The following is a 21,917-nucleotide window of genomic DNA, read 5'->3' as shown; positions in this document are numbered from 1 at the left end:
TGTCCACACCAAGGCATTAACAGGCGAATCGGTGTCCTCACCGATTCCGGCCAGGGTTTAGTGCGTAAAGTCATCTTTCTATTCTGAGCAAGGCCAAAACCGCTCCCTTTCCATACTGAGCGAAGCCGAAGCATCTGCATAAACGTTCTAAGCTGGCAGACACTTCTGCCATAGCCTGGATGGGAATAAAGCAGTGTCTATCAAAGTCCTCTATGAGAGACTTTGATGGGGCACTAGAAGGCATCTGTCTAACCTAATGCCAGCCTTGGTGTCTTCACCAAGACATTGACAGGCGAATCGGTGAGGACACCGATTCCGGCTAGAGGCTATTGAGCAGGGTTAGCTTGTGTCGAGATCTTGAGAATTAAACCACAGGCTTCCAGCCTTTTTCATAGTCTCTTCCCCATAAACTCATGGCTTGTTTATTTTTCGGCTTGCCATTGGAGCTATCAATTTCCAGTGTTCCACCAAACCTTTGAGCCATATTGCCCAAATGGCACATTAGAGTACTTTTATGGGCTTCATTGGCCGGGGAGTTGATAGTTTGACTTTTGGTTATGGCGTCCAGAAAATTCTTCATGTGGTAGCCGTCTAAACCGCCAATACCTACCAGGTCGGTAGAGGCCGATTTTTCTTCTTCCCTTGCTGATGCAATGAGTTTTCCATCCTTGTTGTATATCTCAAAACCGTCACGGTCTACAATGGCAGAGCCTTCGGTTCCGTAAATAGCGGTGCCTCGCCCCCTGTTATGAATTAATGGAAAGGTTCTGCAGCTCCTGCCTTCCCAGGTAATCATTTTGTCTTTTCCGTAATAAAAGCTTGCCAATTGGGTATCGTAAAACTCCCAGTCGTCCTGAAAGGCAAATCGTCCGCCTTGAGAGATCACTTTGTCCGGGAAGTCCACTCCGAGCATCCACCGGGCAATGTCCAGTTCATGCAAGCCGTTGTTGTTGATTTCGCCCGTACCCCAATGCCAAAACCAATGCCAGTGGTAGTGTACATAGTTGTCTTTGTAGTCTTTCCTTGGTGCTGGTCCCTGCCATAGTTCCCAATTGAGCCATTCGGGTACGTTTATCTTCTTACCAGTGCCTATGGACCCACGATTGTTGGAGTACCAGGCTTTGGCATAGTACGGACGGCCAATGGTACCTTTGTCTATTTCTTTTTTAAGGGCTATGGAGGTAGGAGCCGAACGCTGCTGATTTCCTATTTGGAGCACTTTGCCTGTTTTTGCCTGCACCTGAACCAGCCATTCACCTTCCTGCGGATTATGACTGAATGGCTTTTCCAGATATACATGCTTTCCGGCATTCATTGCCATAATGGCCATTGGAGCGTGCCAGTGATCTGGTGTGGCAATGGTTACGGCATCTATGTCTTTGTTTTCGAGCAGTTTTCGAATGTCTGAGTATAGAGTAACACTTTTAGATTCCAGCGATTCATGACTTTGGAATGCTTTGGCAAATGTTCTGTTGTCTACATCGCAAAGTGCTATGATCTCCATTTTTGAAGGGTATTTGGCTGCAGCGGCAATGTGGGCATTACCTCTGCTGTTTATACCTGCGGTGGCCGTGAGCACCTTTTCGTTGGCGCCTAATATTCTCGAATAGCTGTAAGCAGGCATACTGAACGCTAAACCTGCCAATGCCGATTTCCTGATAAACTCCCTTCGGGTTTCTGTTTTAAGGCTCTTTTCCATGACTTAAAGTTCTCTGATTTTAATACTCCTGAACTTTACGGCATTGCCGTGGTCTTGCAATAAAATGTGGCCTTTTGGCCATTGCCCAAAACCTTTCCAGTCTTTGTACTTACTATAAGCTACAAGGGCTCGGAACATTTGTGAGAACCGATCGTACTCTACTACCTTTTCGTTGTTGAGCCAGTGTTCCACTTTTCCGTTTTTAGAGACTATGCGCAGGTTGTTCCATACATTGAGGCCTTTGAACTGTTTTCCGCGACCGGGAATGGAAAGGTTTTCAGGAGCTATGAGATCGTAAAGAGCTCCCAGGGTACGGTTGCCATTTACTCCCATTTTGGCATCAGGGTGTCGTTGGTCATCAAGCAACTGAAATTCGCAGCCAATGGCCGAACCGGTTCCCTGATTAAGCTGAGGGTCTACAAAGTATTTGACTCCACTATTGGCTCCTTCTGTGAGCATAAACTGAAGTTCCAGCTCAAAATTGGCAAATTGGTCTACAGTAATAATGTCTCCACCTGCGGCTGATTCTGCTCCACCTGTTTCGGCTACTGAGAGCTCACCGTTTTCCATATTCCAGCCACTGGTGGGGAAATGATCAAGTTTGGCTCCTCTCCAGCCTGCTGAGGTCTTGCCATCCCATAGAAGACGCCAACCTTCTCTTTTTTCTCTGTCGCTTAGTTGGTTGATCAAGTAGCTGAGCTGAGGCACTGAGGGGTCGGTTTCTCGGGTATAGTTTTGCGGATTTTTGGTAAGAATGCGCATGTTTTTCCATTTCACATGTTTGCCGGCATCTTGCTCGGCCACGCTATGTACCTGCAAGCCGATGAAACCACTGCCTGTCATATCGTCAACCAGGTCAGCACACTGAATACCGTTGATCCAGGTTTTGATTGAAGGGCCGATGGCTTCTATTCTCACCCGGTTCCACACGCCATTTTTAAAAGCATTGTGTGCTTTGGGGTTTCTGGAAATGGGGTACATCCATAGCCTGCGGGCTTCATCGTAAATACCACCTGAAAAGGCCCTGGGGCTCGGGTCTATTTCTACCTGATAGCCATGGACACGACCATTTTGGTAGCTTTCTATACTGTGGCTTCGTATTTGAACCCCGGTGTTGATGGCGGGGTCTACCCAAATGTCGAATTCCAGAATAAAATCGCTGTATTCTTGTCGGGTAACCAGAAATGTGTTGGGAGTATTTTTTTGAGTGGTACCGGTAATAATACCGTTTTGTAGCTCATAAGTGCCGTTGCCTCCGAGCTTTTTCCAGTTGTTGAGGTTGTCGCCAATTAGGTTTTGCCATTCCTGGGCACAGGCCAAATGTGCCAGCAGAAGCAGCAAAGCCACAAGGGCGGTTTGCCGTTTGTTTTTCATGGTTTTTATTGAAAAGGTAAATGCAGCCAGCTTAAAAATTAGCGCGTTGGCTGACTGCACCTTCAATATAGAAAATCGAGGCAAGAGATGATAATCAAATAGAGCAGAGTGGTGGTGTGAGAATAAAGAAGCCGCACATGGCGGCTTGATTTAGTTCTTTGCATTGACTCTTAGCAAGACATCAATTCCACTTAGTTGCTCTTTGGAGTAGTGGCTTTCCATTTCCTTATTCTTAAGTAATTCTATCGTCTTGATTTCGTAAAGCTTGTCTTTCTTTAAGCTCTCCAAGGTCCAATCTTTCTCGATTTTACCACCATATTCAATCAATACTCCTTTAGAGCGGCTTAATCTTTCAAGGATGTAGAAATCATACATTACCTCTCGCAGGGAATCATCATTGAAAAAGTATTTACTGTTATCGGGACTTACGGAAATGGCATGGAAGCGGGCGTTTTCATCTTGATTTGTATAAATTCTAATCATGCTTTCGTAACCCTTTAGCTCTTCCTTAGAATAGAATTTATACAAGCTATTTCCACTCAATACTTCAATGCTTTGAGCATTTTCAAGGTTTAGATCGTCTAAGCTTTTTCCCTTCAGAAGCTTACCATTCAATTCAATAACTGGCTTTCCCTTTACGATCTTTAATACTTTTTCCTTGGCTTGCGGCTTATACTTGTTCAGTCTAAGAATCTGGGTTTTATTAATCAGCAATTCACTTGGTGCGAACTCAAGCATTTTAGAACCATGAATTAAATCCATACTTTCAATAGACATAATATCCTCTTCTGTTAGGTCGGCTAGTTTCATTGAGGGCCGAAATTGTCCGTCAAAGTGAATCAACGAGTTTTTATGGATTTTATCTACCAGGAAAACTTTGGCAAATTCGAAGCGTGCTTTGCCACTGGGAAAAGCAAGGGTTGTAAATTCTTTCTCAGCCTTTAAAGAGGCCTTTAACTCTTCTATTTGTTTTTCAAGCATAGCGAGTTTGGCTTCGCTGTTTTCTATAAGGCTGGAATTCAAACTTACTAGCTTCTCCTCCAAGGGGGCAAGCATGGCTTGGTATTTATTGACCCAGGCCACTTCTGCAGAGTCCATCTCATTGCCAGGGTAGAGTACCACTTTTAATGAATCCTGAAGTCTTAAATATTCCTTTTCAAGTTTTTCCCTTTCCCAAAGACTCCAGTTTTTTAGGTGGAACTCACGATCACTACCTTCCAGTAGTTTCCCGTTCAGCCAAACAGAGTCTACTTCATATCTGTTATTAACATTGTATCGAACCACCCCTCTTTTTTGTCTCAGAAGCTCTTCTTCTCTTTTCCTCAGTTCATCTTGTATTTGTTCAATCTTAGCTTCTTCAGCACCTTTAGTCAAAGCAAAACCAAGCTTTATAAGCCTAGCGTAGGCTATCTTATAATTGGAGAGCTCAGACCTTTTTAACTCTTTACCACTCTTTGTTATTTGCACTACCTCGCCTTGCTCATCGAATTCGAAAATGAAATCATTGGGATTATTGACCATTTCCAGAATGGCTTTTGAAATCGCTATACTGTCATCTTGTGGCTGAGGGTCCATATCGAATTCCAGATAATCGATTCTCGTTTGTGGGTTTGCTGAGTTTTGGAGAGAGTCTAAATCAACCTCAGACTCGGTCAACGTATTAGGTTCAGTCGACTTCCCGGTTTTTGGTTTTGTTTCTTGAACACTCATTAAGCCAAATGCGACCAGCAATAAGGCTATGGTAAAAATGGCGCTCAGCCAATTGGGTTGTTGTTTTGAATTCATCATAATGTTAATGCGTTTAAGTACCTGATTTTTTGAGTTTCCCGCGAAGGCAAGGCCGGGTTGGTTCATACTGAAAGCTTGAACCTTAGCCAGAGCCTTGATCATGGGGAGTTTCTTTTCTGAATATTTTAGCGCCAATTCATCAGTGGCATATTCGCGTTCATTGTCAAGCTGGCTTTTCATCCACCAATAGGCAGGGTGATAGAAAAACACTATTTGTAAAACGTTGATAATGATGTTGATAACAAAATCATTTCTCTTTAAATGAGCCAATTCATGGTAAAGAATGGCCTCCACTTCTTCTGTCGAAAGACCTTCTATTAATCCTATAGGAAAGAGAACAGTTGGTCGGGTAAAGCCCAAAATTACCGGACTTTTAATCCATGAACTACACTTGATTTGAAGGGGTTTCTTGATGCCTAAAACCAGCTTAATATTACAAATAAGGCTGTTTATGGAGGTTTCTTCGAGTGGAAATGCCTTGGTTAGAAGTCTCTTCATCCAGATGAATGAGCCCAATACTTTAAGAAGAAAGAAGGCCATTCCAACAATCCAGATTACAGCTATGGTAGGGGCATTTTCCTTAATCCATAAAACGGTAGAAGAGCTTTGTGGATTTTCAGCAAAAGCTTGAAAGTCAGAGATAATGTTAGGAGAAAAACGGATTTCTGAAGCGATTAAAGTGCCTGAGTTTTCCACAGGGCTTGCCGGCCAGAAAAAGTATAGATTGCCTGCTAGTAAAACAGGTAAGGCTAGTATGCCCATTAGTACAAGGGTATATCGGGTTTTTGCCTTTTTATTTCTTAAGGATACCAACCCTAGTAAAACAACGAATAGCAGGGCAGCTCCTTGCCAAAGCGAATGAACCAGTCCAAGGCCAATGGCCTCCAGTATGTTACTATTGATTTCCATCTTGCTCCAACTTCTGAATGAGTGCTTTTATTTCTTCCAATTCTCTGGCGGATGCCTTGCCCGATCCCAGTGCGCTTAATACCAGTTTACTGGCCGACCCGCCAAAGGCGGTGTTCAGCAGTTTGTCCAGCATTTGTTCCTGAATATCTTCTGCCTTTATTCGGGCAGAATAGATATGTGAACGACTGCTTTCATCTCTTTCAACTAACCCTTTCTGGGTCATAATCTGCATAAGTTTCAAAGTAGTTGTGTAGCCAACTTCTTTTTGCTCATTGATCTTTTTGTTGACTTCACGCACACTACTAGGGCCATTTGTCCATAGTATGTTGAGAATTTCCAGCTCGCTTTCAGTAGGTTTAATCATGTTCTTTGTTGGTTCTAATCACGTTTTATGTAGCATATGAGCGCACCCATACCCAAACCCCGGGCCAGCCGGTTGGGATGATTTTTTTGCACGTCTATTTCCACCACCAGAATGTTTTCCGGTGAAGGTTCCGGCAAAAAGGGAGTATTCTTTTTTAATAGTTGCACTTTGAGTTTTGTAGGAGTAGACTCCATTACCTCGTACACGGTCTCTTGTATCTCACCAAATTCATCAATAATCTGTCGGTAGAAGGCTACGTGTTTGCTTCGGTCGGTAATACCTGCTTTTAATTCTTCAGAAAACCAACGGTCAATAAAGGTGTTAATGGCTTTATCGCTTCCCTGGTTTTGCGTAGCAATCCAGTCTTTCAGTATTTGATTTTTACTGTCAGTTTGCTGCCAGATGGAGTTCATCAATAAGAATAGCCAGACTACGATCTTCATACTACGATTTATTTCGTAGAACAATTATATACGAATGGTTTCGTATTTCAAAAATAATTACGAAGTATTTCGTATAAACCTGATCACATAGTATTGCTCAAGAGTCTTTGGTGGCTGTTGCGCCTTTCATACCTAAGAAATGTAGCTCTGTGGATTTAATCTGTGCTTTATGCTAAGCCTTACTAAATTGACTAACAGAATCAAGCAAACCACCATGAGAAAGTACATAAAAACATTATCGGGAATTGGCCTGTTGGCTTTTTTCCTTTTGCTGCAAAGCCCTGACGCTAAGGGTCAAAATGGTTATCAGCGTCCTCCGGAGGCTATCGCTAAACTTATTGATGCACCTGCTACTCCGGCAGTGAGCATCGATTCGAAGGCACAATGGATGCTCTTGATGGAACGACCGGGCTACCCCAGCATTGAAGAGGTGGCAGCTCCAGAGTTGCGCATAGGAGGCACGCGCATTAACCCGGCCACCAATGGAAGGAGCAGACAAAACCCACTGACCGGTTTAAGCCTAAAGAACATTGCTACTGGCGAAACTTACAGTTTTGCCAATATGCCCGCAAACCCTGCCATTAGCAACGTGTCGTGGTCGCCAAATGAGAAAAAGATTGCCTTTACCCATACCGTTGAAAACGGCATTGAACTCTGGGTGGCCGATTTGGAAAGCCGTAGTGCCAGAAGACTCACAGCTCCCATTGTGAACAATGCCTATGTATCGGCTTTTGAGTGGATGCCTGACAACCAGTCGCTTATGGTAAGCACCATAGTGGAAGGTAGAGGTGAAGCTCCTCGCCAACCCCGTGCGCCTAAAGGGCCGGTAATTCAGGAAACAGCCGGAGCAGAGGCAGCCTCAAGAACCTATCAGGATTTGCTCGAGAATGCCTATGACGAACAGCTTTTTGAGTACTACACCACCGTGCAGCTCCAACGTATCGATCTGAACGGGAAATCTTCTAAAGTGGGCCAGCCGGCTATTATTAAAAGCTTCGACATATCTCCGAATGGAGAGTATATGCTGGTAGAAACCATACAAAAACCTTTTTCTTACTTAGTTCCGGCTTCCAGATTTCCCTTCAACTATGAGGTTTGGAGTGCCAACGGTAACAATAAAAAAGTATTGGCCCAAATTCCTTTAGATGAGGTTAGGCCAAAGGGCTTTGATGCCACGCGCAAAGGGATGCGCAGTGTGAACTGGCGAGCCGATAAGCCGGCTACCCTTTACTGGGCAGAAGCCAATGATGGTGGAGATCCCAATCTGGAAGTGCAAGAGCGAGATATTGTGTACATGCAATCGGCACCATTTAATGGCAAGCCAACCAAGCTGGCCAGCACCTCACTGCGGTATGGTGGTATTGTTTGGGGCGATGAGAACCGCGCCTGGTTGAATGAACAGTGGTGGGCCAACCGAATGGAAAAGAGCACCATCATAGACCCTTCTAAACCCGGCCAGCCGGGCCATGTAATTATTGAGCGTGCGACAACCGACCGATACAATGATCCGGGCAATCCAATGACTGTGAAAAACCAGTATGGCCGCAATGTGTTGAAGTTAGATAAAGACGATGTTTTTATGACCAGCGTGGGTGGTTCACCGGAAGGAGACCGTCCTTTTTTAAGTCGGTTTAACCTCAAGACCAAAAAACAGGAAATACTCTTCCGTTCAGAAGCCCCATATTATGAAAGACCAATCGATATTATTTCGGAGAAGGCCGATCGGATTATAACCATTCGCGAGTCGCAAGATGAACCGGAGAACTACTTTATTCGAGATTTAAAGAAAGGCACACTCACTGCCATAACCGACTTCCCTCATCCGCAGCCCGAAATGATGGCAGTGAATAAGGAAATTATTAAGTACAAGCGAAAAGATGGAGTAGACCTTACGGCAGTGCTTTATACCCCTGCCGGTTATGACAAAGACAAAGACGGACCGCTGCCAGTGCTCATGTGGGCCTATCCCCGCGAATATAAATCAGTAGCTACTGCCGCACAGGTAAGAGGCACGCCCTATTCCTTTACACGAGTGAGTTCTGGTTCGCCAATCTTTTGGGTTTTGAGAGGCTATGCGGTAATGGCCGACACGGAGTTTCCCATTATTGGAGAAGGCGATAAAGAGCCCAACGATACCTTCCGCGAGCAGCTGGTAATGAATGCCGAAGCGGCCATTGATGCGGTGGTAGAAATGGGTGTTGGCGATCGAAATCGAATAGGGGTTGGAGGCCATAGCTATGGTGCCTTTATGACGGCCAACCTATTGGCTCACTCCGACCTTTTTGCAGCAGGAATAGCCCGAAGTGGTGCGTATAACCGAACCCTTACGCCTTTTGGTTTTCAGCGCGAAGAGCGAAGCTACTGGGAGGCTCCGGAACTTTATAATTACATGTCGCCATTTATGCATGCCGACAAGGTTAATGAACCATTGTTGCTCATTCATGGAGAAGCAGATAACAACTCGGGTACTTTCCCAATTCAGAGTATTCGTTTCTACAATGCCATTAAGGGTCATGGAGGCACTGCCCGTTTGGTGATGCTGCCGGCTGAGAGCCATGGCTATGCTGCCAAAGAGTCTATTCTGCACATGTTGTGGGAAATGGACAGCTGGTTGGAGGAACACGTGAAGAATGCTACCACTAAGCCCGAAGGAGCTAAGATTGATACAAAGGATAGATAGTTGACGTAAGCACTAAGATGTTTAAGGCCGTTAGCCCTTCAAGGGCTGACGGCTTTTTTGATTTTTAAGGATGCCATCCCTCCAAGGGATAGCATCCTCGTTTTATTCAAGACCAAGCTGGAGATAGGCACTTGATTTTGGAACCGAAAAACCCATATTAAAAGTCATGCCGAGCTAAGAAGGATCCTATCACACCTTGAGTCAAACCGTCAACATTTACTCACCTACGAAAGCTGCTCTGAACCTCCTTGTAATATCATCTAATTTTGGATTCTTATTTTTAATTTGATTAGTGTCTTTGATTTGATTTAGGGAACCGCTTAACTTATACACTAGATACAATAGAAGGAGATATGAACTTTAGAAAAGTACTCATAGTCTTAGTTTTGATGGTACCAGGTCTTGCCTTTTGTCAAAAGACGAAAGTCAATAAAAAGTATACTATTGGGGTCAATGTTACTGTCTCTTTTACACCCCTTTTTGATGAGGATGGAAATACATCGCAGACAAATAAATTGTTTGAACAGATTTTCTCGGCAACATTCAATGTTTGTTGTCAACAGGAAATTGAATCTAAACTTCAAAATGAACCAAGCTTGAATGAGTTAGCAAGAAACTATTTATATATCGATTTGTCGAAAACTGTTGATACTCAAGCTAATCTTTTTGAGAATATAAGCGAAGTTCAACGACTCGAGTTAAAAAGCGGATTCAAGAATACAGACTTGATAATTATTCGCTCCCCGATAAGGAGAAAGGAGGTTTCTAAACTAAACGGTTCTGGAAGTATAACTTTATCAGGGAGCGTTACAGTATTTGACCTTAGAACAGGGGAATTTGTAATTCACATTTCAAATGACATTAAGAAAAAATTTGAGAAAATGTCTGATTCTGAGCAGCCATTTGAAGAACTCATCGATTCATTTTACAATGAGATAATCAAAATGCTAAATTAAAATAAGTCCTTTGATTTTGGTCATTCACAAAGAAACGCTGCGCCAAATACCCCCGCACTATCTCCTAGTTTTGGTTTGACAATCTTAGTGTCCATTCTTGGATTAAAAACATATTTGGCAGCCTCTTCCACGCCTCGCGTATAAAGCTCATCTACATTGCCAACTCCACCTCCTAAAACTATGACATCTGGGTCTAGCACATTGATGATAGTTGAAATACCCAAGCCAAAGAAATGAACCAATCTATCCAGGGTTTTGACAGCATTGGGGTCTTCACCGCTTCTGGCAGCAGGAAGAATTTCCTTCAGTCTTTTGCGAGTTCCGGTCTGTTGCTCGTAAAAATCTTCTAAACCTGTACCTGAGATGATTTTTTCGGTACAGCCTGACTTGCCACAATAGCAAGGACCACCAGAAGCATCGAGGAAATTATGACCCCATTCACCACCAATGCCCTGCTTACCATTGATCACCTTTCCATGAACCACTACTCCGCCACCGCAGCCTGTGCCCATTATCACTCCAAAGACCACCTCAGCATTCGGATCAACTTCCGGCACAATGCCCATTCGTGCTTCTGCAAGAGCAAAACAATTGGCATCATTGGCCATTCTGGTCGGGATTCCTAAAAGGGCTTCCAAATCCTTCTTGAAAGGTTTATGGTTGAGGTTTTGTGAGTTGCTATTCTTCATTAAACCGGTAGGCGGATCGATGGCTCCTGGAGTTCCGATACCGACAATGGAGGGTTTTTCTCCTACTTCTTTGGCCAAGTCACCTAACAGGTTTTTGATGTTATTGAGCACATGCTCATAGCCTTTGTCGGCTTCAGTATTAATTCTTTTACGGACAATTGGTGTTGGATCGTTTTTCGATTTAAGTACTGCCCCTTCAATTTTGGTTCCTCCCAAATCTATTCCCCAGAGTTTCGTCATGGTTTTATAATTCTTACCTTAAAATAAGTGTTTGGTCACAAAGTCTTGCAATGATTCGAATGTGGTACTTCTTTTAATCAAAAACACAGTGAAGATTAAGGACGATTGGGCTGAGCTTCACCACCCCTTATTTTCCCTTTTACAGCAAGTCCATGCTTTACTTCCTTGTTTTACCTCCTGAAACCCTTTGTGCATACAGGAGCAATGACTCATCTAGCCATTGGTAAGCCAGTATAGTTGATAGGGTTCAAAATGCAGCCTCCCTTCTTCGATCAACAACTGGTTGCCACTAAGCCGATCTTTCATACCAAAGGGATTAACCATTGTTTGCGGGAAAACTAAGTGGGAGTAAACATATTGGCCATCGTCTTTAAAATTGGCAATAACCACGGTGCTTTTTCCTTTCCAGCTTCTTTCAAAAGCAAAAACATGTTCGTTGGAAGTTTCAATGAGTCTAAAGTTGTTATGATCTCCAAACTCATCGATGGACTTTCTTAGGGCAATCATGTGTTGAAGGGTTCGGAAGACTTGTGCCTGGGGTGTATCAGGCTTCTTGCGTTTTTCGGCTAACGCCCAATCCATTTTGGGACGATGCACCCAGCGGTTGTCATCTTTTTTGGATTCGTCTTCCAAAAAGGAATAGTCGTTGAGCATGGCTATTTCATCGCCAGAATAAATAACCGGAATGCCACCATACGAAAGAATAATGCCATGTAGTAGGTTAATGCGGGCAATGGCTCTTTTTACCCCTAATTCATTACCTTCTTGAAGGGCCTGCTCCAAACCGGCCAATGAGGCCATGCTACCTGAAATTCTGGCATCGTCTGTTTTAGGGTTATACATAAAAGGCAAGCCCTTGGCAAACGAACCCTCAAAGTCTCCGGTAAAGAACCGTGTTAAAAACTTCCGATGTGCGGCAGGGTCGTATTCTGATTCGGCAATGTGGCGGTCTTCAAAGCCCATGCCTATGTCGTCATGACAGCGTACGTAGTTCACCCATGTAGTGCCTTTGGGTTTTTTGGGCTTGTCGCGCAGGCTGGCCTTCATTACTCGGGTGTTTCGTGTGGCAAGAGAGTTCCATAGTAAAGCCATTAGTGTGGCATTGTAGGCCATGTCGTGTTCATTGCTCCATACATTGCTGGTGCCAAAGTACTTTACAATTTCTTCAGGGCTCACTATTGCCTCGGCCAAAAAAGCGACTCCCGGAGCTACCACCTGACTACAGAGCTTAAAAAGCTGGTGCACTATATGAGCCTGCGGCAAGTTTTGGCAACTGGTGCCCATCTGTTTCCATACAAAGGCCACGGCATCCATCCTAAAGATATCCACCCCCATATTAGCCTGAAACAACACATTGTCGAGCATTTCCACGAACACATAAGGGTTAGAATAGTTGAGATCCCACTGGTATTCGTTGAATACGGTCATTACCCAACAGTTCATTTCTTTGTTGAAAGTAAAGTTGCCAGGAGCACTTTCCGGAAAAACCTCGGGCATGGCCTGCTCATAGAGTAGCGAAATGGTACGATCTCTAAACGTATGGTAGAAGTTTTGGTAAAAGCGGTCTCCAGCCTTGGCTTTTACGGCCCACTCGTGTTCATCCGAAGTATGGTTTACCACAAAATCGAGCATTAAGAGTTTGTTGCTCTGCTTAAGTTTTTTGGCCACCTCCACTAAATCGCCATTGGTACCAAACCGGGCATTTACCTGCCGATAATTGCTTACAGCATAACCACCATCATTTTTTACTTTAGGGCTATCGAAGAGGGGCATCAGATGAAGCATGTTAACCCCCAGCTCTTCGAAGTAATCCATCTTTTCCAGTAATCCCTTTAAATCATTGTTGAAGCGATCTACATACAGCATCATGGCTGTGGTCTCCTGGTTGCAAAACCAACCGGGGTTAGCTTCGCGATGAGCATCACTTTCCAGTAAGTGCTTGGGCCGGGCTTTGTAGGCGGCCAACATTTTCTGCAACAGTAGTTCCAAAGCCGGTTCGAAGGAAGGGTGCTGGCCATAGAGCTGCTCGAAGCGACTGTAAATGTCCGAAAACAGCGCGATTAACCGCTGTTCAAAGGGTGTTCTTAGGCCATTCTCTTTGCCAAAAACCTTTGTTTCCAAGGCCTTGAGAGTAATATGGGCAGTAGGGTTGTACATAGGCAGAATAGCTTTGCCATAGAGGCGGCCAAAAGTATTTTAATATTTATGTTCCTTCACCATAAACCGGTTTAATTGCTGCAACCGATACCACGAAGAGAGGGAGCAATTGGGCATGTTGCTCCCTCTTTCTTTAGGCAAACCAAATCACTATTATGGCTGTGGCAATAAGCAACAGTACAGAAAGTGTTCGGTAGTTCTTATACCAGGGCAAATGTGCCAGTTCTTTAGTTTCTTCTTTATAAATCTGAGAGGTCCAAATCATCTCGCTCACTTTTTGAGCATCGGGTGAAGTTGTGGCCAGGCTTATTCCTACGTTAAGCACTATGGCTATGGCAAAAAGCACTGGTACCACATAGAGGAAGTGCACCCCGGTGGCATCGGTACTAATGCCTTCATACTTAGAGAAACAGTAGATGATCCAGCCAATTACCAATAAATAGGAGAGTACGAGGCTCCAGAACCCTCCTTGCGCGTTGGCTCTCCGATAGAAAAGTCCTACTACAAAAGCAGCCACAATGGGTGGAGATATAAAACCAAGAATTTGTTGCAGATAGGTCCAGAGCGACTGAAAGCTCTCGATCATGGGAGCCCAGGCCGCGGCTAAAACCACCAACACACAGGTGGCTATCTGCCCGGCCCGTACCAGTTGTTTAGAGCTCATATTGGGCCTTAGCTTTTGGGTAAAATCCATGGTAATGAGTGTGGAGGCCGAGTTGAGCGTGGCCGAAATACTTGACGACATGGCGGCAAGGAGCCCGGCAATAACCAACCCAAGAATACCGGTGGGTAATAATTTATAAATCAACACAGGGTATGTCATATTGGGGCAGTCACTCAGGTTCTCGCAAGTAGCAAACCCACCTTCGGTAGGTATCTGGTAATTGAGAAAACTTATGTCCATGTCTTTGAAAAGTAGAATGGCCAATACTCCGGGAATTACCATTATAAATAATACAGGAAGCTTGAGAAGCCCTGCAAACAGAGCGCCCCAACGGCCGTGATTCAGGTCTTTGGCCGATAGTACCCGCTGTACCATAAACTGATTGTTGGCCCAAAAATAAAAGCCCAGTAAGGGTACACCGAGTACCAGCCCAAGCCAGGGCATGGCTTCATCGGAATTGGGTCTTATGAGGCTTAAAACTTCATCGGAATTTTTTTCTAACAGGCCACCGGTATGCAGATTATTGAGGCCGTCAATCATCTTTTGCCATCCACCTACCTGATCGAAGGCATAGTATGTAACCAGAAAGGAACCAAAAACTAGAAGTATGGCCTGAATAACTTCGGTATGAACCACGGATGATAGGCCTCCGGGAATAGTATAGGCAGCGGCAGCAACCGCCAGAAAGGCAATAATCATCCAGGAAGGATAGTCAGGAAAAATAATTTTTAAAATGAGGTTGCCTGCATATAAACCGGAGGCGGTATCGATAATAACGTTGCCCACTATGGTGATACCCGAAAAAAGGTAGCGGGTTCGCGTGTCGTATCTGCGCTCCAAAAACTCGGGCATGGTATACACGCGAGACTTTAGGTAAAAGGGCAGAAAGAACAGTCCGAAAATTACCAGCACCACGGCTGCCATCCATTCGTAGTTATAAACTGCCACATTGGTCTGAAAGGCATCGGAGGTGAGTCCAATTAGGGTGTTGGATCCTATATTGGCTGCAAAAAGTGAAATGCCCACAATGGGCCAGGCCATATTTCTTCCTGCCAGAAAATAGTCTTCTGAGCTTTCTTGTTTACCTTTTCGAATACCATAGATCACAATGCCTACGAGGTAAACGGCTATGATGATTTTATCCCATAGCTCTAATCCAATACTTTCCATACAATCACTGGTTTTGACCCGACCCACCGAAAAGCAAAACCGGTCAATCAGAGTCAGTAGCCTGACGAAGCAACATGCTGTTATTCAAGCAACTATAAGTATAAGCACATAGGGGCTAAAATCATAGAAAGGAGGGGTAAAGTTGAAGGTAAAAAAAGAAGCTGTCTCAAAGCTCGCATTGGGTAATGTACACAAGGCTTTAAGACAGCTTGCCAGATAGGGGTTGCTATTGAATTATTCGTTATTCTCGGCCAGTGCTTCGTTTCTTAGTTTAAGCTTGTCCACCACATAGTCGCCAAGCTTTCTGCCCTGAGTCACACCGTTTTCAATGGCCGGCATGTAGTGAATACCTCCATACAGGCGACTAATGGCTGCCTCTTCAGAAGCATCGAAGAAGGAGTCGAATTCTCTCACGGTGAGTCCGTATTTTACTTCCGTATCATCTCTGAAAGAGAAGTTGTCGCCAAAAATAGATGTAAGGGCTGTGGCGGCCGCATTGCTTATAACGGAGTGTCCGCTGGTGTACTCCGGAAATGGAGGCGTCTGCAAAAGGGGGACCCATTCTTCATCAATGTACTTGTTAATTACCGTTTCCGGCCTGATCAGGTTGGAGCGAAACTTTTCGTCCCAACAGCTTATAAAGCCATCGGCAAGAGCTATGGAAGTGAGCGCATAAGCTTCGGCTGTTTTCATGGGGTCGGTTTCTGCCTTTTTACAGGCAATCTTTACAATGCCAATCCAGTGACCACCGGGAGTAATTTTTTTAGTGGCCGCCATTACATGGCCTGTCACATTCATTACGTATGGGTTACAATCCCAGAAAGATGCAATTTCCTTTTGTTCCTGACTCAGGTTTTTACCCACTTCATATACTTCCATCACTTCTTTGTAGAAGGGGCTGTTCTTTTCCATGTTGAAAGCAGTGGGCCTCTCCGGTACAAATTGAGTAGATGAGTCTATGGCAAACGGACGAATCTTAGTCCAGTGAGGTTCAATGGCTTCAAAATAGCCCGGAGGTGTTGGCTGCCAACGGGTGGGGTCGTTGGTTACGGTAAATTTTGGATAGGTACGTGTTTGTTTGTACATATCACCATCGGCCCACTCTAAAATATGTTTTGCTACCTGACCACCATAGGCCAAAGAAGCTTCAAAGTATTGCTTGTTTACTCCCTTTTTCAGCTCTTTATAAAGTTCTTCGCGGTAGGCATCCATATCGGCTTCTGAGAATATTAGGGCCGTACCAATTTTAATAAAAGCCTCCAGGGCCGCCAGTTCGTAAGAAATTTCTTCCGTTGGCTGGGGTATTGGGGTAAGCTCGGTCAACTGTCCGGCCAGGGGGTTATAGCTGGGGTTGTTTTGCGCCAGAACTTCATACATGGCAATGCTCGGGTAAGCATAAATTCTACTGGCCACCGGAGGAGAGAATATATCGTGGACAATTATCTCAGAGAGCTTGTCCATGGTCTGATGATACACATCGGACTCTATGTTTACTTCCTTAACTCCGTTATCACAGGCAAGCACTGCCAGCGAGCAAGCAAGTACTATCAAAAAATACTTTTTCATCACACAATCCTTTCTTTAGGATTACAAATGTTATGAGTATCAGGGACATGTTCAAGTGAAATCGTCAATAAAGCGACCTATTTGTCTGCCGATTCATTAATTCCCTCAAAACCTGTCAATTATATGTGCTTTTATGGCTCAAAAAGCTATTGTTGCCCGCCAAAAAACAACGGAGGTTTCTTTTCTTCAAAAGAAGTGAGTTCCTGATAGTGTTGCGCTAGCTGCAAAATGGTTTGTTCCTGATACAACTGGCCAATGAAGGTCATACTGGTGGGGCGGCCTTTTTCATCGAAACCGGTTGGCAGAGTAATTACCGGGTGCCCTGTAAGATTGGTAATGAGCATTTGCCGGCTACGAAAGGTAGGTGCCAGAATAACATCATAACCTTCAAAAAGCTCATGAATATAGTCAATCAGTTGTCGCCTCACTCGGTTGGCCTGCAGGTATTCTACGGCCGGAATAAAACGTGATTGCCTCAGGGAATTGGCCCTTGAGCCGGAGTGTTGCTCCACCATGTCGTTTACTTTGCCACTACGCACCAGCTCGTCAAAAAAAGCACCTGACTCGGCTCTCAGAATAATATCGAAAACAGCGTAGGGGAAGTCGGTTGGTAAAGAGAGAGTATCGAAGGATTGCCCCAGGTCTTTTTCAAGCACACTAAGTGCCTGGAGCATATTATGGCCGTTAGCGCTTTCATCGTTCTTCAGATCGCTCATTAAAACAGCAATTTTCAGATCCTTTACAGATGGCCCGGAGGTGTCTAGCGGAATGGTATTGGTGCTAGGGTCTAAGGGGTCGAAACCATAGATGGCCGAGAGAACAATTTGGCAGTCTTTAGCACTACGAGCAATGGGCCCGACTTTATCCATAGACCAACTGAGGCTCATAACTCCATGGCGGCTTATTCTTCCATAAGTAGGGCGCAGGCCGGTTACGCCATTGCGGGCTGCGGGCGAAGTTATGGAGCCCAGAGTTTCGGTGCCCAGGCTAAAGGCCACCAGCCCGGCAGCAGTGGCCGAACCCGACCCGGCAGAAGAACCACTGGCACCTTGCGATAAGTCCCAGGGGTTTTTGGTCTTTCCCCCAAACCACACATCTCCCCGTGCCAAAGAACCTGAAACCAGCTTTGCTATAAGCACAGCACCTTGTTCTTCCAGTTTTTTTACAACCGTGGCTGTATAGTCGAATTGCTGGTTGCGGTATGGTTCGGCACCCCAGGTGGTGGGGTAGCCGTCAACGGTCATCAGGTCTTTTACTCCATAGGGAATACCGTGCAAAATACCACGATACTTACCGGCTGCTATTTCTGCATCGGCCTTGCGAGCTTGGGCCAGGGCCAATTCGCGGGTAACGGTAATTACGCTTTGCAGCTGGCCATCGAATTGTTCTATACGCTTTAAGTATATACTGGTGAGCCGTTCAGAGCTTAATTGTCTGCTTTTTATAAGAGAGGCTAGTTGGCTTATACTCATAAAGGCAATTTCTTCTTCCGTGGGGGGCAGAGCTATGTTTTGGGGTATCTCAAAGGTGAGCCTTCTTTGTTCTCCCTCAGGAGCCATAAAACCCGATGGGTGTGGGTCGAAGGCTACGGCCGGAAATGTTTCATTTTCAATAGTGAACTCGCGCATTTCCATATAGCCGCGTTTGTTTCGCCCCAAATAGTCATACATGGTGTTTAAGCCGTCTCCTTCAAAGGTTAAGCCGTAAAGTTTTTGGGCGGCCTTTATATCGCGTTTATGAAAACCATATTCGGTGGGTTTGCAGCTTAGCGCCAGTAGTGTGGCCAGAAGTAGTGCGCAAAGGTTCTTCATGAGATAGAAAGTGTTGAGCTTTCAATCTCCGCATTTTCGATTAAAAAAGTGAAACCGTTAATCAAAGCCGGGCTGCAGCCACACGGAGTAATCGTTGTTGCGCAAGGCCAGAACGGTCTCTTTGCCATTAACTACTACTACTCCCGCTGTTCTAAACTCTCCCCAGGTCGATGCATTGTTCAGATAACTATCGTGGGTGTGTTCAAAATGGCCATTTCCTTGGCCAAGCAAAAGCGTAATAGGCCGTGCGTTGGCTTTGCCCAGGTCAGTTCTAAAGCTGTAATTATTACCAAAGAGCAAAAGATCGGTATGACCATCCTCGTTGTAATCGCCTGAAACGATACTCATTACGGGGCTTAGTTGAGCGGTGGCCGGAAGGCTGATTCTTTGAAAACGACTATTGCCTTTATTAAGGAAAACGACTGACTCGAAGGTTTTAGCTGTTTTTACATAGCCTTGGGTAAAGTATTCACCCAAAAGCGTTTCGGGCGAAGAGTTTTTGGCATAATCTTCATAGTTGCTGTGCAGCTTTTTGATCTTGGAAACCTGTTTTATGAGATCGTCTCTGGAGGCGAAAGGTGTCTGTTTACCATTTTGGTAATGAAAAATAATAGGGTCTATCTGTCCATTGCCGTCAATATCATTGACTGATAAAGTTACAGGGCGTTCTTCCGATGCTTTTAGTTTAGTGTTCAGGCCCAGGTTTCCGGCTACTATATCAGGAAGACCGTCATTGTTCACATCGGTTACGTGGAGGCTGAACCACCAACCTTGGGTATTGACAAAGTCAGGAATCGATGCTTTTTCGAACTGGCCACTGCCATTGTTTTGCAGAAGCGTAATTCCGGTCCATTCTCCGGCTAGTACCAGGTCTATGTCTCCATCACCATCAAAGTCTATGGGCTCGGCAGCGTTAATCATGCCCAGCTCTGTGGGCGCCTGGAGGCGTTGGTTAGTCTGATCTTCAAAATAGGCCCGGCCATTGTTAATGAGCAGAAAGTGCTGTGGGTCTTTTCCATAAGCTCCGGGCACTACGTTGGCCCCAACAAAAACATCCTGATCACCGTCTCCGTCAAAATCGGCAATGGCAAGAGCCTTGCCCTGACTTCCGATCCGATTGAGTGCTCCGGGAGAAAACTGGAAGTTGCCTCGTCCATCGTTCAGATAAAGCCTGTCGAAGTTAAATACCTGCCCGTCTTCATATTCATTTCCTCCGCTCACCACATACAAGTCCTGATCGCCATCATTGTCTGCATCAAAGAATCTGGCGTTAATGTCTTCTGCACGTTGCAAACGTTCAAAAATGGCGGCCAGCTTACGCTTAAACTGACCATTGGGTTGTTGCAACCAAAGTTCTGCCGGTTGGTCTTTGGCACCTCCCAGGTAGATGTCTTCCAGCCCGTCACCGTCTACATCGGCTATGGCCAGTGCGGGGCCTTCGGTACTGAATTTTCGTGGCATTAAGTATTCGCGCAATTGGTCGTTGAACTCATCTTCCCGGTGCCGGTAGTCGAACAATGAGCCGTGGGTAGAAAAGAGAGCTTTTTCGTCTCTCGTGTTACTTTCACTAGCCGTTTTGGCTTCGGAGTAGTAAAGGGTTAAAGTTTGGTTGAGAGATACGTGGTCTAACTGCTGACGTTTGCCATCGGGCCATATCACCTCCACCGACACGGGCATTGTGTTTTTTCCCAGCCCAAAATGAAGCTCCGGAGCTACACTGCTCTGAAAGCCTCTTGAGTTAAAGTTTTCGCGAAAAAGCGTGGTTTCAGGCAGGCGAATGTATACTTGTGCGCCAATACCGAAGGCATTGTGTTCTGACCCTTCAAAGCGAATTTTCAGATAGCTGTTGTTTTCGGTCAGGGTGTTTTGGTAGAGCAAGGCCTCTTGTTCAATGTTATTGATTATCAGGTCCAGGTCACCGTCATTGTCCAGGTCGGCATAGGCCGATCCGTTGGAGTAGGTGGGTTCATCGAAGCCCAAATCGAATTCGAAAGGTTGGGTGTTAAACCGTCCGTTACCTGCATTAAGGGCTGCATAGTTAGGTATTTTTAGTGTGGGCAGGGAGTTAATTCTGGCCCTTTCCATTTGGTCTTCATCCATTGCTCCCGGATTGCTGTTCAGGTAGTTTACAAAGTCCAGGTCGTTAGGGCGTTTATAAATGCCGTTGGTAATGTGAATATCCTGAAGACCATCATTGTTCATGTCGAAAATGAGTGGTGCCCAGCTCCAATCGGTGGCAAAGTTTTCTGCAAATAGGCTAATGTCTGAAAACATGCCGTTGCCCAAATTAAGTTGCAGTGTGTTGCGCACATACTGGTCGCCATAGCCAAACTGTTCTTTAATTCTGTAGACTTCCACCTTATCTTCACCAATGGACTTTTTCCATATCTCGGGGTCTTCGGGCAGCATGTCTGTGGTAAAAATATCTACTTGAGCATCGTTATTAATGTCGGCCACAAAGTTGCCCATTGAGTAGCGACTGGTGTGTTGAATGTGCTTTTCGAGTTGTTCTTTAAAGGTGCCGTTTTGTTGATTGATGTATAGGTAGTCGTTTTCGGTAAAGTCATTAGACACGTATATGTCAGGCCAACCGTCTTTGTTAATGTCGCTTATAGCCAGGCCAAGGCCAAAACCCAGCACACTGGAATAAATGCCGGCTTGTTCGGTTACATCTACAAATCCTTTTTTGCCCTGGGCGAGCTGGTTTTGGTAGAGTTTGTCTCCTCCGGGGCTGCTTTTGCTTCGCTCATTTACGGGTACGAATACTTCCGGATTTTTGATAGAATGGTTGAGAAGGTACATGTCCAGATCTCCGTCTCTGTCGTAATCGAAAAAAGCGGCATGCGTAGAAAAGCCTACAAAATCGAGACCATAGGCTTTGCTTTGCTCACTAAAGGTGCCGTCCTGATTGTTAATGAAAAGCTGGTTACTGCCTTTGGCTTCTTTGTAGTCTCCTACCTGGCAAAGGTAAATATCCAGAAATCCGTCTCCGTTTACATCGGCCATTACGGCTCCTGTAGACCATGTGCCGCTTTCGGTAATACCGGATTTTTGGGTAATATCTTCGAACTCAAAGTTGCCTTTATTCAGATAGAGCCTGTTGGGTGCTTGATTGGCGGTAAAGTATAGGTCTATGAGGCCATCATTGTTAATATCTCCGGTGGCTACTCCTCCTCCGTTGTAGAAATAGAGGTATTCTATAATATTGAAATTGGGACTATCGGTGAGCGTATTGCGGAAGCTAACGCCTGATTTTTCTGAGGGTACTTTTTTGAAAAGCACGGGTTTCTTTGATTGCGAATCGGTTTTGCATCCGCAAAAAGAGAGTAAAATACCCAGCCCCAATAGGGTCAGGGTATTCTTTCTCAGTGTTTTCAATACGTTGGTTGGGTTAGCCATGAAGCTGC

At 45.0% G+C, this 21,917-nt stretch carries 13 protein-coding genes; 2 read left to right on the top strand and 11 right to left on the bottom strand.

The window, feature by feature from the left end; genetic code table 11:
* Positions 1–364: 364 nt before the first annotated feature.
* The 5 genes from B3763_RS11840 to B3763_RS11820 all read right to left on the bottom strand — a co-directional run bounded on the left by B3763_RS11840 (position 365) and on the right by B3763_RS11820 (position 6,577).
* Entirely contained in the window at positions 365–1,699 is a 1,335-nt protein-coding gene (locus B3763_RS11840; RefSeq protein WP_286746707.1) for a Gfo/Idh/MocA family protein, read from the bottom strand.
* 3 nt (positions 1,700–1,702) lie between these two features.
* A complete protein-coding gene (locus tag B3763_RS11835; protein ID WP_189628734.1) occupies positions 1,703–3,073 on the bottom strand; it encodes a 3-keto-disaccharide hydrolase in 1,371 nt (456 codons plus the stop codon).
* Between the two features lie 150 nt (positions 3,074–3,223).
* Positions 3,224–5,770, bottom strand: coding sequence for a M56 family metallopeptidase (locus B3763_RS11830; RefSeq protein ID WP_286746705.1), 2,547 nt, complete (start codon positions 5,768–5,770; stop codon positions 3,224–3,226).
* Positions 5,757–6,134 carry a BlaI/MecI/CopY family transcriptional regulator gene (locus B3763_RS11825; RefSeq protein WP_348655134.1) on the bottom strand — a complete coding sequence of 126 codons (378 nt, stop codon included), beginning with the start codon at positions 6,132–6,134 and terminating at the stop codon, positions 5,757–5,759. The genes B3763_RS11830 and B3763_RS11825 overlap by 14 nt, the downstream gene beginning before the upstream one ends.
* A gap of 14 nt (positions 6,135–6,148) precedes the next feature.
* Positions 6,149–6,577: a hypothetical protein gene (locus B3763_RS11820; RefSeq protein WP_286746703.1), complete on the bottom strand. Its 429-nt coding sequence runs from the start codon at positions 6,575–6,577 to the stop codon at positions 6,149–6,151.
* A gap of 214 nt (positions 6,578–6,791) precedes the next feature.
* Here B3763_RS11820 and B3763_RS11815 point away from each other — a divergent pair, with 214 nt between their 5' ends.
* Together B3763_RS11815 and B3763_RS11810 are read left to right on the top strand one after the other, a co-directional pair.
* Positions 6,792–9,257, top strand: coding sequence for a S9 family peptidase (locus tag B3763_RS11815; RefSeq protein ID WP_189628730.1), 2,466 nt, complete (start codon positions 6,792–6,794; stop codon positions 9,255–9,257).
* Between the two features lie 353 nt (positions 9,258–9,610).
* On the top strand, positions 9,611–10,213 hold the full coding sequence (locus tag B3763_RS11810) for a hypothetical protein (protein ID WP_286746701.1): 603 nt from the start codon (positions 9,611–9,613) through the stop codon (positions 10,211–10,213).
* Between the two features lie 20 nt (positions 10,214–10,233).
* Here the strand turns inward: B3763_RS11810 and B3763_RS11805 are convergent, their stop codons facing one another.
* From B3763_RS11805 to B3763_RS11780, 6 genes are all read right to left on the bottom strand, one after another.
* Positions 10,234–11,142, bottom strand: a complete 909-nt coding sequence (locus B3763_RS11805) for an ROK family protein (RefSeq protein WP_286746699.1) — start codon at positions 11,140–11,142, stop codon at positions 10,234–10,236.
* A 213-nt stretch (positions 11,143–11,355) separates the two neighbouring features.
* Positions 11,356–13,299 carry an alpha-amylase family protein gene (locus tag B3763_RS11800; protein ID WP_286746697.1) on the bottom strand — a complete coding sequence of 648 codons (1,944 nt, stop codon included), beginning with the start codon at positions 13,297–13,299 and terminating at the stop codon, positions 11,356–11,358.
* A 133-nt stretch (positions 13,300–13,432) separates the two neighbouring features.
* On the bottom strand, positions 13,433–15,133 hold the full coding sequence (locus tag B3763_RS11795) for a sodium:solute symporter (RefSeq protein ID WP_286746695.1): 1,701 nt from the start codon (positions 15,131–15,133) through the stop codon (positions 13,433–13,435).
* Positions 15,134–15,367: 234 nt separating this feature from the next.
* The gene (locus B3763_RS11790; protein ID WP_286746693.1) at positions 15,368–16,699 is read right to left on the bottom strand and encodes a vanadium-dependent haloperoxidase; all 1,332 of its coding nucleotides are present in this window, start codon (positions 16,697–16,699) and stop codon (positions 15,368–15,370) included.
* Between the two features lie 146 nt (positions 16,700–16,845).
* Positions 16,846–18,510 (bottom strand): amidase, encoded by a 1,665-nt coding sequence (locus tag B3763_RS11785; RefSeq protein WP_286746691.1) that lies wholly within the window; start codon positions 18,508–18,510, stop codon positions 16,846–16,848.
* A 57-nt stretch (positions 18,511–18,567) separates the two neighbouring features.
* Positions 18,568–21,909 (bottom strand): VCBS repeat-containing protein, encoded by a 3,342-nt coding sequence (locus B3763_RS11780; RefSeq protein WP_286746690.1) that lies wholly within the window; start codon positions 21,907–21,909, stop codon positions 18,568–18,570.
* Positions 21,910–21,917 lie beyond the last annotated feature (8 nt).

Source organism: Roseivirga sp. UBA1976 (assembly GCF_002336325.1).
In the GTDB taxonomy this organism is placed as follows: domain Bacteria; phylum Bacteroidota; class Bacteroidia; order Cytophagales; family Cyclobacteriaceae; genus Roseivirga; species Roseivirga thermotolerans.
Note: the sequence above shows the minus strand (reverse complement) of the source record. Positions and strands in the feature narration are given on the sequence as shown.